The organism is Vibrio sp., assembly GCF_048266485.1.
Classification (GTDB): Bacteria; Pseudomonadota; Gammaproteobacteria; order Enterobacterales; family Vibrionaceae; genus Vibrio.
Genome location: NZ_JBLWZK010000001.1, coordinates 574,774 through 590,873, shown reverse-complemented (window position 1 = coordinate 590,873; position 16,100 = coordinate 574,774). Strand labels below are relative to the sequence as shown.

Sequence of the window (16,100 nt, the reverse complement as noted above, 5' to 3'; positions counted from 1 at the left end):
GAGGCAATATGCCTCTTTTTTGTGCTTCTTGAATAGCATGTAGGATGTATGCACACCTATGCCTTCTGCTCGCAATTGCAATGGTCAATCAGCAAGGCGTTTAAATGTTCTGGTTGCTTGGCTTTTTCTATCCAAGCCTCTGGGGTTGGACAATGTAGAAATTGGTGTATAGGTTTCAGTAATTCTTGATACATAATTGACTATTTTATGGTGCTTATCATTACTAGGATTTTATCATGAAATGACTCTGACCTCAGAGCCATTTCACGGAACAATATTATCGAGTGACTTAGATGGAATAAAAGTAGTACAGTTGTGATTTCATTCGAATGATAATTCCTCGTATTACATCAAGAAAGTTTAAGAATGAAATTGGCTTTTCAGCACTAACCCAAGCTAATCCTACAGAACCCACTGGTAAATCATAATCCTCAGTTTCAATGACTTTTAAACGTACAAAGTGATGTTTGTTATTGAGGTTTTTACTGGTTGTTGAGTGTATTGATTGATCAAAGCCAATTAAATTACCTTGAGCTTCACCTGTTGCTTCAACAATACCTTCAACTTCAGCGGCAAAGATTTTTCCTGGATATACCGAAGAAGAAAATTCTGCTACTTGGCCGACTTGTACATTACGAATGGCTTGGTGATTTACTCTCATTAACACATACTTTTCATTGGTATACATTTGCAATCTAGGTATTCGGGAAATCAACTGCCCTTCACGTAAAATAAAGTTAGTGACAAATCCGTCTGCTGGAGCAAAGACTTGAGTGCTTTTGAGATCCCACTCAGCTTTCGCTACTAATTGTATTTTATCGTCATAGTCTGATTTTTTGCTTTGTACGGTTAAAATACTACGTGAAATTTCTTGTTTTGCTCTTTCGATACTTAACGTATTTTGTCGTAGCTTTGACGTAATTGAATTTACTTTTTGCTTTGCAATTTCAACTGCACTTCTTTGTTTATCAATGACGCTTTGAGAAATGGTATTTTGGGCTACTTGGTTTTGAGTCTCATATCGTTTGAGCATTTTTACTTGTAAGTCATAATCTGAATTCGCTGCTGAACGCTCATTATTTAAAATCTTCTCATCATGTATTAATGTTTGATGATTCAGTTTTGCTATTTCTACGTTCTGCTGAGCAGTATCAAATGCTATCAAAGCGGATTGCTTTGCTACTTTCGCTTGCTTTAATGCGATTTGGTAAGGTTCATTTTCGATCTCATAAATTAATTGGCCTTTTTTCACATCTTGATTTGGCTGTACATAAATGCGCTTCACTTTACCATTCACATTGATATTGTCTGGTTTGAGTTGAATGTGTGGAGATTGAACAACGGAACCTCCAGATAAATCCATTGGTGCATAATTGATCAAGCCTACCCACACAAACATCAACCAACTCATACCACCTAGATAAGCGAACATTTTGGTTGCCTTGTTCCATGGCATACCCACGAGTCTTAATAGATAGATTAAGAGTGCCCAAACGGCTAAACCTTCTAGCATTGTTTATCCTCTTTCAATTCTGAACTGGTTGGAGAGGCTTTCCATGTGTCACGTAAATAAATAATGGCTTTATCCATATCCACAAAAGCTAAAATGACAGCGAGTACCCAAACCCAATGCCAAATAAACCCTATTCAGGTTAGTATCGTAATGAGACCTATCTGACTGTGATCTTTTCGGTGCGCTTTGTTTATGGGTAGTTCATGAAATTTCCAAAATCCATATAAGGCAGCTGCTACGCTAGTCACTAAAACCAATCCTGCAATAATGTGTAAAGCGGTATCCGTACCAGTCCCAACGAATGGGGTGGTAATTAAACTCATAAAAACTCCTAGATTTAAGGGGGGAGTTCTATTGTGCAAACATTTTTATTGGATTAGTTTGTAATGATAGATTAATTTAAATTTCGTAACGATTAGGTTATAAAAATATTGAAAGTTTTAATCGAATGTTTAAGAAGCAAAGAGGGATTACACCGCTGCAATATCAGCAAAAATTTCTTTAAAGGGGGGGGAATTACATACTGTGGGACTAGCATTTATACGTTTTAGCTAGAAAAACCCGGTTATTCACGTTATAACTAATCTTCATAAGCTGGAATAGCAATAGATATTGAGTGATTGGAGAGGGAGGCCTATATGAAGTTACAGCAGCTGAAATATATTGTAGAAGTGGTGAATAATAACCTAAATGTCTCTGCTACGGCGGAGAATCTATATACATCGCAACCGGGCATTAGTAAGCAAGTTCGTTTGTTAGAAGACGAATTAGGCATTCAGATTTTTGAACGTAGTGGCAAGCACCTAACAACAGTGACTCCAGCGGGGCAAGAAATCGTCCGCATTTCTCAACAAATCTTATCCCGAGTAGAAAGCATTAAGGCAGTAGCAGGTGAGCACACTAACCCTGAAAGTGGAACACTCAATATTTCGACTACTCACACTCAAGCTCGTTACGCTTTACCGGATGTGATTAAAGGCTTTACCGCGCGTTATCCTAAAGTGTCTTTGCATATGCACCAAGGTACGCCGAGTCAAATGTCAGAAGCGGTGTCAAAAGGCACGGCTAACTTTGCGATTGCGACAGAAGCGCTGCATTTATATCAAGATGCCATCATGCTGCCTTGTTATCATTGGAATCGTTCTATTGTCGTCCGAAAAGATCATCCTTTGGCACAATTAGGCAAAGTAACGATTGAAGAGTTGGCTAAGTACTCTTTGGTTACTTATGTCTTTGGTTTCACTGGTCGCTCTGAGTTAGATACCGCGTTTAATCTGGCGGGCTTACAACCTAAGATTGTGTTTACTGCCACAGATGCCGATGTGATTAAAACTTACGTTCGTTTGGGTATTGGCGTTGGTGTTTTTGCTAGTATGGCGATCGATGAAGAACAAGATGATGATTTGGTGGCCATCGATGCCAGCCATATCTTCGGCGCGAGCACCACAAGTATTGGCTTTAAACGTGGTACGTTCTTACGTAGCTACATGTATGATTTTATGGAGCGTTTTGCCCCACATTTAACACGTCCAGTTGTCGAAAAAGCAATTGGCTTGAAGAATAATCAAGAAATCGAAACCATGTTTAAAGGTATTGAGTTACCTGTTCGTTAATGAGTGAATCTTTCTCTCAGCGCTTTTCTTTATTAGATAACGCGCTCATTTCTACTCAAGAACTTCACCTTTCCAAAACAAAGCTCAAGATCCCATTACAAGAAACCGTAACGGGTGGGGAAAGGGTGAAGCATCATCGTGAACAGGAAATGACGTATCGTTTAGGTTTAGATTGTTTGTTGCAAGAGGCGAGTAACCACCAAGGTTATACGCCTATTCCAAGCATTAAAAAATCACAGCTAAGCCAAGGGTTTGCTAGTTTCTGCCAATGGGCGAAAGTGCAGCGAAATTTAGAGGTTACTCTTGAGGATTTAGATTATTGGCAACAAAGAGGTCAAGAACGTTTTATTCAGATGGAGCGTTTGAGCTTAGTGCAGCAAGCTTTTCGAAGACCGCTTGAAATATGGTTAGTGTGTGATAAAGCCTTGCGTTTAGAACAAGCGGGATATAACGTCTCGCTTAGCATTTTCTGCCAGCGAAACATCACACCACGCAATATTCTTATTCAAGCGATTGAGAATTGATTATTCTAGCGCTTGTCTTGCATCTAAGTAGGGTAGATTAAATCCCTCAGCGACTTCTTTAATAGTTAACTTACCATCAATAACATTTAGCCCTTTTAAAAAGCCCGCATCTTCTAATAAAGCTTGTCGATAGCCTTTGTTCGCAAGTTTAAGAATATAGGGTAGGGTTGCGTTATTAAGAGCAAAGGTTGAGGTTCTAGCTACGGCACCGGGCATATTGGCGACACAATAATGAACGATATCATCAACCACATAAGTCGGATCCGCATGAGTGGTCGCACGAGAGGTTTCAAAGCAGCCCCCTTGATCAATGGCTACATCGACGAGAGCAGATCCAGCTTTCATGGTGAGTAAATGTTGTTTATTGATGAGTTTTGGCGCAGCTGCGCCTGGGACTAATACTGCCCCTATAATGAGGTCAGATTCGGTAACGAGTTGGTCAAGAATTTCTCGAGTCGAATAGGCTACTTTTGCGGTGCCTTGAAACTCTTCATCTAGTTTTCGAAGTGTATCGATATTTTTATCTAAAATCGTCACATCAGTACGTAATCCGACTGCCATCCTGGCAGCATTAGAACCGACGACGCCACCGCCAAGAATCAGCACTTTTGCTGGCATTACCCCTGGTACACCAGAAAGAAGTAAGCCACTGCCACCATGGGATTTTTCTAATGTTTGAGCGCCAGCTTGAATTGACATTCTACCGGCAACTTCAGACATTGGTGCTAATAGTGGCAGACGACCCATATTATCTGTTACAGTCTCATAGGCGATACAGATGGCTTTGCTTTTTATTAGGTCTTCCGTTTGTGGAAAATCTGGCGCGAGGTGCAAATAAGTGAACAATATTTGTCCTGGTTTGAGTAAAGCTCGTTCAGTGGATTGAGGTTCTTTGACCTTAACAATCATATCTGCAGTAGAATAAATCTCTTTTGCAGAGGGAAGAATGGAAGCGCCTGCGGCGATGTAATCGTGGTCACTAAAGCCGATACCGGCTCCAGCTTGACTTTCGATAAACACTTGATGCCCGTGAGAGTATAGTTCTCTTACGCTAGCAGGGATCATACCTACACGATATTCGTGGTTTTTGATTTCTTTTGGTACGCCAATTTTCATTCTGAACCCTCTTTTGCTAGTGGTTGTTATATCTGTTTAAAGGCTTATTCATTGGACTAATGTAAAGTGTAGTTATGATTTAGTAATATTTGATTCTGAATATAAAGAGAATGTAGAATATATTTTTGCAGGGAAGTAATTAAGGTGAATATCAATGACAGATAATTATAAAAAGCCATCAAAGGACTTAGACAGGATTGACCGTAATATTCTAAATGAATTACAGAAAGATGGTCGAATTTCGAATGTAGAGCTTTCAAAGCGTGTGGGGTTATCACCAACGCCTTGTTTAGAGCGTGTAAGACGCCTTGAGCGCCAAGGCTATATTACTGGCTATACCGCACTACTTAATCCGCAATATCTTGATGCATCACTTTTAGTGTTTGTTGAGATTACATTAAACCGTGGTGCGCCGGATGTGTTCGAACAATTTAATACCGCAGTACAAAAATTAGATGATATCCAAGAATGTCATTTAGTTTCTGGTGATTTCGATTACTTATTGAAAACCCGTGTATCAGATATGAGTGCTTACCGTAAGCTATTAGGTGACACTTTATTACGCCTTCCAGGTGTGAATGACACACGTACTTATGTGGTGATGGAAGAAGTCAAACAATCAAATCAGTTAGTGATTCAAACTCGATAATCAAAATATGTCCAAATGGTGTCAAGATGTGTTCAAATCTTCCTTTTGACGCTGTTTGGGTATAGGTTTTTCCACCTATTTCGGTTATTGTTATCGAGTGTTGTCTACCGAGCGGCTTAGGCCGCTCGTCGTATTTTGGACCACCGAGTGAATTATCCTTATTTTCATACCTGATTTGCTATTTTCAACAATGTAATAAGGTTTGACGTCATGTCTAAAATAAGAGTAAACGCCCATTAACCACTCGGAATAGGGGAACGTTTTGTTTACGTACAGTAAAAATATTTTCAAGCAAGGCAAGTCGAAAACCGTCACTATCATCAAAGCGAAAGAATTTAAGTCGAAATCTCGTCTTAATGGTTCACAACGTTTGAAAGAGTGTGGTTTGATCTTAGGCTTATTGATTGCCATTTTAATGATGGTGGCACTTTTCTCATTTAACCCAGCGGATCCATCTTGGTCACAAACAGCGTGGGGTGGAACTGTCCATAATGCTGGTGGTTATATAGGCGCTTGGCTTGCGGATACTCTATTTTTCACTTTTGGCGTGTTTGCCTATCCATTACCTTTTATTATCCTAGGCGCAAGCTGGGCATTCTTCCGTTCACGAGATGAAGGGGAGAGGATTGATTTTTTTCTATGGGGTACACGTCTACTTGGCCTGACTATTATGCTGCTAACCAGCTGTGGCCTAGCCGATATTAATTTTGATGATATTTGGTATTTCTCATCAGGGGGTGTCGTCGGTGATGTGTTAACCTCAGTTGCCACTCCTGCATTGAATATTTTAGGGTCAACATTGGTCTTTATGTTTTTATGGGGTGCAGGTTTTACTTTATTAACTGGCATTTCTTGGTTGAGCATTGTTGAACATTTAGGACAAGCTGCTCTACGTTTCACTCAGCGTATATTTAATCGCGCACGTCATTCAGAACCGACGACACTATCAGCGAACCATTATCAGCAAGCTGAATTAAGCCAAATGCATATTGAAGGCATTGATGATGATGCACTTTCTTTGAAAGCGGTTAATTTACAGCAAGATGAAGAGTTAGATATCGTAGATGATGCGCAAACTGCTGAGCTAGCTGTTGAATCTGAGCAGAAAAAGCCACGTTTCAATATTCACTTCCCACGTAAATCTGCGAAGAAAACTCAAATTGAACCAAGTGCACATAGTGAGCCAGACCTAGAGCTTAGCGAAGAAGATCTGGATGATCCGTTATTTTCAGCACCTTCAGTAACGACATCAATAAAAGCTACGCCAGCACAACCTGCTCAAACCGTAGAAGCAGCAGTGAGCACAAAGCAAGAGATGAGAACTCAACAGGAAATGAGTTCAGCATCTTCTGATATTGAAAATAATTCTGCTACAGAATCATCAAATCGTTACCAAAATCCAAATGCAACGATTGCAGAGTTAGATCAGCAAGCGGTTTCTGAAAATGACTTTGTTGAGCAAGATGCCGATACTATTGCTTCATTACAAGCACAAGCTCGTCAACAAACAACACCAATTAATACAGAGCAAAGCACAACTAAGGCAGAAAGCGCTATCGATGATGCTGCTTTAGATGAAAATACTCCTTCATTAGGAAATCTCGATTCTGTTCTTGACGATGAACCTAATCAGAACGTTGAAGCTGAATTATCTCAAACGGTATCTACTGCTACTGAGCAAAATTTTGCACCTCAACAAGCAAGTGAGCAGTCAGTACAGTCACCGCAAACCCAGCTTACTAACTCGACAAATAATGAAGAGCTAGCGAATGCGACCTCAAATGACTCTTCATCGTCATTGAATGCTGCAGCGGAACAATCAAAATCTACGCAGACGCAATCCGAGTTCAATGCCCAGGCTGACACGGTTCAACAAGAAAATGTGCAACAAAACAATACACAAGGCGAAAATGTTCAACAGCCTGCCGTTCAACCGGAAGAGCCTGTTCAGCAAGCTGTTCAACCTGAGCAGGATCAAGTTGCCGATCAAGATGCTGCCGCGTTTCAAAATATGGTTGCCACTGCACAAGTAAACGCCTTGGCATCGCAAAACCCATTCTTAGTACAACAAGATGCGAACTTACCGGTACCAACATCACCAATGCCAACATTGGAGTTGTTGTATCACCCTGAAAAACGTGAAAGCCATATTGACCGCGATGCATTGGAAGAGATTGCTCGCTTGGTTGAATCTAAGCTTGCCGATTATAAAATTGAAGCGCGCGTTGTGGACATTTTCCCAGGTCCGGTGATCACGCGTTTTGAGTTAGACTTAGCACCGGGCGTGAAAGTGAGTCGTATTTCTGGCCTTTCCATGGATCTTGCTCGTTCATTATCTGCAATGGCAGTGCGCGTAGTCGAAGTGATTCCAGGCAAACCGTATGTTGGTTTAGAACTACCAAATATGAGCCGCGAAACGGTTTATTTGTCAGATGTTATTAGCAGCGAACAATTTCAAAATTCTAAATCGCCAACAGCTGTTGTACTAGGGCAAGATATTGCTGGTGAAGCGGTGATTGCGGATCTAGCTAAAATGCCTCACGTACTGGTTGCAGGTACTACCGGTTCTGGTAAATCGGTCGGTGTGAACGTGATGATCTTGAGTATCTTGTATAAAGCGACTCCAGAAGATGTGCGCTTTATTATGATCGATCCAAAAATGTTGGAATTATCGATCTACGAAGGTATTCCTCACTTATTATCAGAAGTTGTTACTGATATGAAAGATGCCTCAAACGCCTTACGTTGGTGTGTTGGGGAAATGGAGCGTCGTTATAAACTCATGTCAGCATTAGGCGTTCGTAACCTGAAAGGCTACAACGAGAAGCTGAAAATGGCCGCTGATGCGGGTCACCCAATCCATGATCCACTATGGCAACCGGGTGATAGCATGGATGAAATGCCACCACGTTTAGAAAAACTGCCATACATTGTCGTGATCGTCGATGAATTTGCTGATCTGATTATGGTGGTAGGTAAAAAAGTGGAGGAGTTGATCGCACGTTTGGCTCAAAAAGCACGGGCGGCAGGTATTCACTTAGTGCTGGCGACTCAACGTCCATCGGTAGATGTGATTACCGGTCTGATTAAAGCTAACATCCCAACCCGTGTTGCGTTTACCGTATCAACCAAAACTGACTCACGTACTATTTTGGACCAAGGTGGTGCTGAATCACTGCTTGGTATGGGGGATATGTTGTATCTACCGCCAGGTTCAAACCATACTATTCGTGTGCATGGTGCGTTTGCCTCCGATGATGATGTGCATGCGGTAGTGAATGATTGGAAAGCACGTGGTAAGCCTGTTTATATTGATGAAATTGTTCATGGTGAGCCAACGGCAGAGAGTTTATTGCCAGGTGAACAATTAGAAAGTGAAGAAGATGCTGATCCACTTTACGACCAAGTCGTTGAATTCGTAACAGAATCACGCCGAGGTTCCGTGTCTGGTGTCCAGCGTCGCTTTAAAATTGGTTACAACCGTGCCGCAAGAATTGTGGAACAACTTGAAGCTCAAGGTGTCGTAAGTGCACCGGGACATAACGGCAATCGTGAAGTGATTGCTCCACCACCGATTAAGCAATTTGATTAGTATTTTAATCTATATCCAAGTGACTTGGGTATAGAGAGATTGAGATTCTAAATTGGGCAATCAAGTTTTATAATGTCGAGGATGGATATGAGAAATTGGCTACTAGTGTTGTTACTGGCAAGTACCAGTGTTTGGGCAGCACCGAAAGATGAATTAAATGCTCGATTGAGTAAAAATGATGGCTTTAGTGCTGACTTCACTCAAAAAGTGACTAGCCCTGAAGGTGAAGTACTGCTTGATGGTGAAGGGAGCGCTGATATCTCTCGTCCAAGTTTATTTCGTTGGAAAACATCAGCGCCAGATGAAACTCTGCTCGTGTCTGATGGTGAAAATGTTTGGTATTACAGCCCATTTGTCGAGCAAGTGACGATTTTAAGTCAAGAACAAGCGACCGCTCAAACGCCGTTTGTTTTGCTAACCCGAAATCGTGCTAGTGATTGGGCACATTATGATGTGACTCAATCGGATGATACGTTCACGTTGAAACCTACGGCAGCAGATAGCTCGGTTGGTACATTCCAAATCAAAATCAATGCCAAGGGTGTCGTTCAGCAATTTAATGTGATAGAACAAGATGGCCAGAAAAGCCAGTTTGAGTTTACCCATTTCTCAATGAAGAAACCGGATGCTGCAATCTTTAGCTTTAGTGTTCCTAAAGGTGTTGAGGTTGATGATCAGCGTCAATAATCAGGTAGACTATACCCAAGTGACTTCAAGATGAATAATTTTAGTTTAGACTTTTCAGCTGATGAAGACTTTCGCCCACTGGCCGCTCGTATGCGGCCAGTGTCGATTGATCACTACTGTGGTCAGCAGCATATTCTAGGCTCTAATAAACCATTACGTAGGGCGTTAGAAGCCGGGCATTTGCACTCAATGATCTTGTGGGGACCACCGGGTACAGGCAAAACGACGCTTGCAGAAGTGGCGGCCAATTATGCTAATGCGGAAGTAGAACGAATTTCCGCAGTGACGTCAGGGATAAAAGATATCCGTCTGGCAATTGAAAAAGCGCGAGAGCATAAACTATCTGGCCGTAAAACCGTTTTGTTTGTTGATGAGGTGCATCGTTTTAACAAGAGCCAACAAGATGCTTTTTTGCCGCATATCGAAGATGGAACAGTGACCTTTATCGGCGCAACCACTGAAAACCCTTCTTTTGAGTTAAATAACGCACTGTTATCTCGTGCTCGCGTATATAAGCTTACCTCTCTCGATCATGCTGATATTATGGCTGTGCTTAAGCAAGCGATCGACGATCTGGAGCGCGGTTTAGGCAAAATTGCTGCGACATTTGAAGATGAAGTGCTTGAACGTTTAGTTGATTTAGTCAATGGCGATGCTCGTATGTCGCTCAACTATCTTGAGTTACTGTACGATTTAGCCGATGAAAATTCACAAAATCAAAAGGTCATTACCTTAGCTTTATTAGCGGAAGTAGCGGGTGAGAAAGTTGCTCGTTTCGATAATAAAGGCGACATGTGGTATGACTTAATCTCAGCGGTACATAAATCGATCCGAGGTTCTAACCCCGATGCAGCGCTCTATTGGGCGGCACGTATGATGGCGGCAGGTTGCGATCCTTTATATATAGTCAGACGCTTATTAGCGATTGCCTCTGAAGATATTGGTAATGCCGACCCTAGAGCAATGCAAGTCGCTATTTCCGCTTGGGACTGCTTCACTCGAATTGGTCCAGCTGAAGGCGAAAGAGCAATTGCTCAAGCGATTGTGTATTTAGCTTGCGCGCCAAAAAGTAATGCAGTTTATACAGCTTGGAAGCAAGCGCTTGCAGATGCTCATAATCAACCAGAGTTTGATGTGCCACTGCATCTGCGTAACGCGCCTACCAATTTAATGAAAGATATGGGTTATGGACAAGAGTACCGTTACGCTCACGATGAACCCGGTGCTTACGCCGCAGGTGAGAATTATTTCCCTGAAGAAATGGCCGATACTCGTTACTATTTTCCGACAAATCGTGGCTTAGAAGGAAAAATTAACGATAAGCTAGAGTATTTGGCTGAATTAGATGCAAAAAGCCAACAAAAGCGCTATCAAAAGTAGTGCTTTTTGGGTATCTTTTTATTATACCCAACTCGCATATTGAAGTTACTTGGGTGTATGAAATTTGCCTTGTTTAGGCATCACACCACATTTTCTTAAAAGTAGCTTAAAGGCTGCTTTAATCACACTTAGACCAACAGGATTAGCAATGCTTGATTCTAAATTATTTCGAACTGAGCTGGATAATACAGCTGCCAAATTAGCCCGTCGCGGCTTCACGCTGGATGTAGAAACCATCCGTAGCCTAGAAGAACAACGCAAGTCTTTACAAATTAAGACTGAAGAATTGCAGGCATTGCGTAACTCCCGTTCGAAATCCATAGGCCAAGCGAAAGCAAAAGGTGATCACGACGAAGCCGCGCGTATTATGGCGGAAGTCGGTAATTTAGGCGCTGATCTTGATGCAGCAAAAACGGCTCTAGCTGAGTTACAAAACAAGCTAGATGAAATTACTTTCTCAGTTCCAAACTTACCCGATGACTCTGTACCAAATGGTAAAGACGAAAATGACAACGTAGAAGTTGCTCGTTGGGGTGAGCCAAAAGCGTATGAATTTGAATTAAAAGATCACGTTGATTTAGGTGAAATGGGCGACGGTTTAGATTTTGCTAGTGCAGTAAAAGTAACCGGTTCTCGTTTTATCGTAATGAGAGGCCAATTTGCTCGTCTGCACCGTGCAATCGCGCAATTTATGCTGGATCTCCACACTGAGCAACATGGCTATACTGAACTGTATGTCCCATACCTAGTGAACTCAGACAGCTTATTTGGAACAGGTCAACTACCTAAGTTTGGCGAAGACCTATTCCACACTCGTCCTCTAACTGAACAAGTGAGTGATGAACCGCTGAAAACATTGTCATTGATTCCAACCGCAGAAGTGCCAGTGACTAACTTAATGCGTGATACAATTACAGATGAAGCGGATCTCCCTGTCAAAATGACCGCACATACACCATGTTTCCGTTCTGAAGCGGGCTCTTATGGTCGTGATACTCGTGGTCTGATCCGTATGCACCAGTTCGACAAGGTTGAACTAGTACAAATTGTGAAGCCAGAAGATTCAATGGCGGCATTGGAAGAGCTAACAGGTCATGCTGAAAAAGTACTGCAATTACTAGAGCTTCCTTACCGTAAAGTTGTGTTATGTACTGGTGATATGGGCTTTGGTGCAGTGAAAACTTACGATTTAGAAGTTTGGGTTCCTGCGCAAGAAACCTATCGTGAGATTTCATCGTGTTCTAACTGTGGTGATTTCCAAGCTCGTCGTATGCAAGCGCGTTTCCGCCGCAAAGGCGAGAAGAAACCTGAATTACTACACACACTGAACGGTTCTGGCCTCGCGGTAGGTCGTACTATGGTGGCGATCTTAGAGAACAACCAACAAGCAGATGGCACAATTGAAGTGCCTCAAGTATTGCGCCCATACATGAATGGCTTAACACATATTGGTGGTATAAGGTCTAATTAAAGTGGCGTAATATCTTGCCGCTTTATATCCAGGTGAATCCTGCATTTTGACGTTACTTGGATATATGATGAAATTTAACCAATAAAAAACCGAAGCATTTGCTTCGGTTTTTTGTTGGTTAAGGTTTGGTGATATTAATACCAATCGTACTAATTATCTGATCATTTTTGCTTGCTAAAAGTTTCGATAACTTCGTTGGAAATTTTGATTGTAGAATAACTACTTATCGAAAATTTTCGCCTTGTTCTCAAGCCTTTTTTCTACGCAATTTCTGGCCATCTAATTAGTGTGATTGGTATAATCTCGTGATTATTTTTCTGCTTTGGCAGATTTATCACCGTCTTCAGCAATTGTTTTTTCTAGTTTGACACGTGGTTGTACATATTTATGCGATACATCTACTAGGGCAACATTGTCAATAAAGGTACGACCTAACAATACAGGGTATTGAAGGTGAGTACGGTCAGTTAAAGTAAAGTCGGTTTTGGTTTTGTAGTCGCCTACTTGCACTTCTAATTGCACTACTGGGCGAGAAGCTGATGGTTCTTCCGATGTGGATTGACGAACTTCTACCCAGCGAGTGACTGGGTAAGTCATCGTTTTGCTCTGCCATGTTTTATGCGCGAGTTTGAAGTCAACAAAGCTCTTACCATCTTTCTTGTAAGTTTTGATATCGACAGCACTAATCGAAGATGATGTAGCACCGGTATCAACACGAGCTAATACATTACGATTCAGTGGTTTGATAAAAATCCACTCTTTCTCACCCAAGATCAAATTACCGTTTGAGGTGTGAGTCTCAACGTTAATTGCTTTTGGTATTACTTTACTTACAGGTTGGGCTTGTTCTGCTGCTATTGCTGAAAAAGAGTAAGAGAATAAAGCAATAAGTAACCATTTAAACATATTAAGCAAACCTTAAATTTTATTGGGCAAAATCTTTAGGCCAATGTTAACACAAACCTTTGATGCTACAGAATAAGCAAAATACGCATTTTGCTGGTTACTTACAATTGTTATTAATTACCTCTACCTTTAAGTATATTGAAAGCAGTTATCGTTATTGAGAGCCAATTCTATTGTGTTAACCAAGTGAGTGATTTGCGCTGGCGTGGCAATGAAAGGTGGCATAACGTAAATCAATTGTCCAAATGGTCGTATCCAGACACCATTTTCGATAAATAGCTGCTGAATTTTTTCTATATTAACTAATTGGCGAGTTTCTACTACGCCGATAGCGCCGAGCCAGCGCACTGATTTGACTCGTTGGTGGTTTTCAAGCTCAGGTAGTGTGCTTTCAAAAATCGATTCTATTGCAGCTACCTGATGTTGCCACTGACCTTGCCTAATAATATCTAAACTGGCGCTGGCAACCGCACAAGCGAGAGGGTTTCCCATAAAGGTTGGGCCATGCATAAAGCAACCAGATTCTCCGCTACAGATAGTATCGGCAATAGTTTGGCTAGTGAGGGTGGCTGAAAGCGTCATATAACCACCGGTTAACGCCTTACCCAAGCATAAGATATCTGGCTCAATGCTCGCATATTCAAAGGCAAACAGTTTTCCAGTACGTCCAAATCCGGTCGCAATTTCATCTAAAATTAATAGTAGTTCATATTGGTCACATAGTTGACGCACTTCTTTTAAATACTCAGGATGGTAAATCCGCATCCCACCAGCACCTTGTACGATTGGCTCTAAGATCACAGCCGCAATTTCTTGATGATGTTTTGTGATCTTATCTTTAAAGTCCGTAATGTCTTGCGGATCATAAGCAGGCCATTGGCCTTGATGAATTTGGTAACATCTCGGTGACTTGGCAAAGATATGTTCTGGCAAAAAACCTTTATACATTTTGTGCATCGAATTATCTGGATCGGTCACCGACATGGCGGCAAAGGTATCGCCGTGATAACCGTGTGAAAGGCTCAAAAACTTAGCACGTTTAGTTGATTCAGGATTTTCTACTTGTTTTGTGTGCCAGTACTGTAGCGCCATTTTTAACGCAACTTCGACCGATACCGAACCCGAGTCGGCAAGAAATACTTGTTGTAGATTTTCTGGGGTCAATTCCAAAAGACTTTTGCACAGCGAAATAGCTGGACGATGAGTTAAGCCTCCAAACATCACATGCGACATAGCATCTATTTGATTATGGACAGCTTGATTGAGTTGTGGATGGTTATAACCGTGAATTGCTGACCACCACGAAGACATACCATCAATCAGCGTTTCGCCACTTTCCAATTCAATATGTACACCATGCGCTTTACTTACCGGATAACACTTTAGCGGAGCAAGCGTCGAAGTGTAAGGGTGCCAGATATGCTGACGGTCAAATTCTAGATCGCAATTTTCCATAGCATTATTGTTTGTTATTAAACTCATTGTAAACCTTATTATTTATATTTGGTTGACATGTTATCTTGCATGGTTAGACTAGCCAAGTTTTTGACATAAGATTTTTACATTAATGCTTTTTAGATAAGGAAGAATTGTGGAGATAAGGCATAACTGGACTGTGCAGCAAGTGCATGAATTACTTGATAAACCATTTATGGATTTATTGTTTGAAGCGCAGCTTGTACATCGAAACTTTCAACAAGCGAATCATGTTCAAGTCAGCACATTACTCTCAATTAAAACGGGAGCTTGCCCTGAAGATTGTAAGTATTGTCCACAAAGTGCCCATTATCGAACCGATGTAGAAAAAGAGCGCTTAATGGAAGTTGAGCGAGTTTTAGATGCTGCTCAAAAAGCAAAAAATTCAGGTTCAACAAGGTTTTGTATGGGAGCGGCTTGGAAAAACCCTAAAGAGCGTGATATGCCGTATTTGATGGAAATGATCAAAGGTGTCAAGGAGATGGGGTTAGAAACCTGTATGACACTCGGTATGTTAACGCCAGAACAAGCGCAAGATTTATCAAATGCTGGGCTTGATTACTACAACCATAACCTTGATACCTCGCCAGAATTTTACGGCAATATTATTACTACTCGAACTTATCAAGACCGTCTCGATACTCTTTCTCATGTTAGGGATGCAGGAATGAAAATATGTTCAGGCGGTATTATTGGTATGGGAGAGAGTGTCAGCGACCGTGCTGGTTTATTGGTTGAATTAGCGAATTTACCCACTCAGCCAGAAAGCGTACCAATCAATATGCTGGTGAAAGTAAAAGGCACGCCAATGGAAAATGTGGATGATGTTGAACCATTTGACTTTATCCGTTTAATCGCTATTGCGCGAATTATGATGCCACATTCTGCAGTACGTCTATCGGCAGGACGCGAAAATATGAATGAGCAAATGCAGGCGTTGTGTTTTATGGCAGGAGCCAATTCTATTTTCTACGGCTGTAAATTACTGACGACTCCAAACCCAGAAGAAGATACTGATCTGCAACTGTTTAAAAAGTTAGGTATTAATCGTTCCGAGGTACACCAGAAACCGGATGAAGTACAAGAAAGTGATTTAATTGAGCAAGTTATCGAGCGTGTCGTTAATCGACCAACCAAAGATGACTTGTTCTATGAAGCTCAGAGCTAGTCGTC

The 16,100-nt window shown here is 41.4% G+C and carries 13 protein-coding genes and 1 pseudogene; 8 read left to right on the top strand and 6 right to left on the bottom strand.

Annotated features, from left to right (window positions below):
- Positions 1 to 56 precede the first annotated feature (56 nt).
- The 3 genes and pseudogenes from miaE to ACN0T8_RS02685 all read right to left on the bottom strand — a co-directional run bounded on the left by miaE (position 57) and on the right by ACN0T8_RS02685 (position 1,836).
- Positions 57 to 194 carry a tRNA isopentenyl-2-thiomethyl-A-37 hydroxylase MiaE gene (miaE, locus tag ACN0T8_RS02695; protein ID WP_417879118.1) on the bottom strand — a complete coding sequence of 46 codons (138 nt, stop codon included), beginning with the start codon at positions 192 to 194 and terminating at the stop codon, positions 57 to 59.
- A 95-nt stretch (positions 195 to 289) separates the two neighbouring features.
- Entirely contained in the window at positions 290 to 1,513 is a 1,224-nt protein-coding gene (locus tag ACN0T8_RS02690) for an HlyD family secretion protein (protein ID WP_417879117.1), read from the bottom strand.
- Positions 1,507 to 1,836, bottom strand: a pseudogene (locus tag ACN0T8_RS02685) (MFS transporter). The gene ACN0T8_RS02690 and the pseudogene ACN0T8_RS02685 overlap by 7 nt, the downstream one beginning before the upstream one ends.
- 315 nt (positions 1,837 to 2,151) lie before the next feature.
- Between ACN0T8_RS02685 and cysB the strand changes: the two are divergent.
- Together cysB and ACN0T8_RS02675 are read left to right on the top strand one after the other, a co-directional pair.
- Positions 2,152 to 3,126, top strand: coding sequence for an HTH-type transcriptional regulator CysB (gene cysB, locus ACN0T8_RS02680; protein ID WP_417879116.1), 975 nt, complete (start codon positions 2,152 to 2,154; stop codon positions 3,124 to 3,126).
- Positions 3,126 to 3,650 (top strand): hypothetical protein, encoded by a 525-nt coding sequence (locus ACN0T8_RS02675; protein WP_417879115.1) that lies wholly within the window; start codon positions 3,126 to 3,128, stop codon positions 3,648 to 3,650. Before cysB ends, ACN0T8_RS02675 begins: the two co-directional genes overlap by 1 nt.
- On the opposite strand, the gene ald is transcribed toward ACN0T8_RS02675, so the two are convergent.
- On the bottom strand, positions 3,651 to 4,766 hold the full coding sequence (gene ald / locus ACN0T8_RS02670; RefSeq protein WP_417879114.1) for an alanine dehydrogenase: 1,116 nt from the start codon (positions 4,764 to 4,766) through the stop codon (positions 3,651 to 3,653). It abuts the gene before it with no gap.
- A gap of 154 nt (positions 4,767 to 4,920) precedes the next feature.
- Between ald and lrp the strand changes: the two genes are divergently transcribed.
- The 5 genes from lrp to serS all read left to right on the top strand — a co-directional run bounded on the left by lrp (position 4,921) and on the right by serS (position 12,545).
- Positions 4,921 to 5,415, top strand: coding sequence for a leucine-responsive transcriptional regulator Lrp (gene lrp, locus ACN0T8_RS02665; RefSeq protein ID WP_027697130.1), 495 nt, complete (start codon positions 4,921 to 4,923; stop codon positions 5,413 to 5,415).
- A 262-nt stretch (positions 5,416 to 5,677) separates the two neighbouring features.
- Complete coding sequence (locus ACN0T8_RS02660) at positions 5,678 to 9,007, top strand: DNA translocase FtsK 4TM domain-containing protein (RefSeq protein WP_417879113.1); 3,330 nt, start codon at positions 5,678 to 5,680, stop codon at positions 9,005 to 9,007.
- 87 nt (positions 9,008 to 9,094) lie between these two features.
- Positions 9,095 to 9,694, top strand: coding sequence for an outer membrane lipoprotein chaperone LolA (lolA, locus tag ACN0T8_RS02655; protein WP_417879112.1), 600 nt, complete (start codon positions 9,095 to 9,097; stop codon positions 9,692 to 9,694).
- A 30-nt stretch (positions 9,695 to 9,724) separates the two neighbouring features.
- Positions 9,725 to 11,074 (top strand): replication-associated recombination protein A, encoded by a 1,350-nt coding sequence (locus ACN0T8_RS02650; protein WP_417879111.1) that lies wholly within the window; start codon positions 9,725 to 9,727, stop codon positions 11,072 to 11,074.
- 148 nt (positions 11,075 to 11,222) lie between these two features.
- On the top strand, positions 11,223 to 12,545 hold the full coding sequence (serS, locus tag ACN0T8_RS02645) for a serine--tRNA ligase (RefSeq protein ID WP_417879110.1): 1,323 nt from the start codon (positions 11,223 to 11,225) through the stop codon (positions 12,543 to 12,545).
- Positions 12,546 to 12,854: 309 nt separating this feature from the next.
- Here serS and ACN0T8_RS02640 read toward each other — a convergent pair whose 3' ends face one another.
- Together ACN0T8_RS02640 and bioA are read right to left on the bottom strand one after the other, a co-directional pair.
- Positions 12,855 to 13,451 (bottom strand): ATP-dependent zinc protease, encoded by a 597-nt coding sequence (locus tag ACN0T8_RS02640; protein WP_417879109.1) that lies wholly within the window; start codon positions 13,449 to 13,451, stop codon positions 12,855 to 12,857.
- A 129-nt stretch (positions 13,452 to 13,580) separates the two neighbouring features.
- On the bottom strand, positions 13,581 to 14,933 hold the full coding sequence (gene bioA / locus ACN0T8_RS02635; RefSeq protein WP_417879108.1) for an adenosylmethionine--8-amino-7-oxononanoate transaminase: 1,353 nt from the start codon (positions 14,931 to 14,933) through the stop codon (positions 13,581 to 13,583).
- A 109-nt stretch (positions 14,934 to 15,042) separates the two neighbouring features.
- Between bioA and bioB the strand changes: the two genes are divergently transcribed.
- On the top strand, positions 15,043 to 16,095 hold the full coding sequence (bioB, locus tag ACN0T8_RS02630) for a biotin synthase BioB (protein WP_417879107.1): 1,053 nt from the start codon (positions 15,043 to 15,045) through the stop codon (positions 16,093 to 16,095).
- The last annotated feature ends 5 nt before the right edge of the window (positions 16,096 to 16,100 follow it).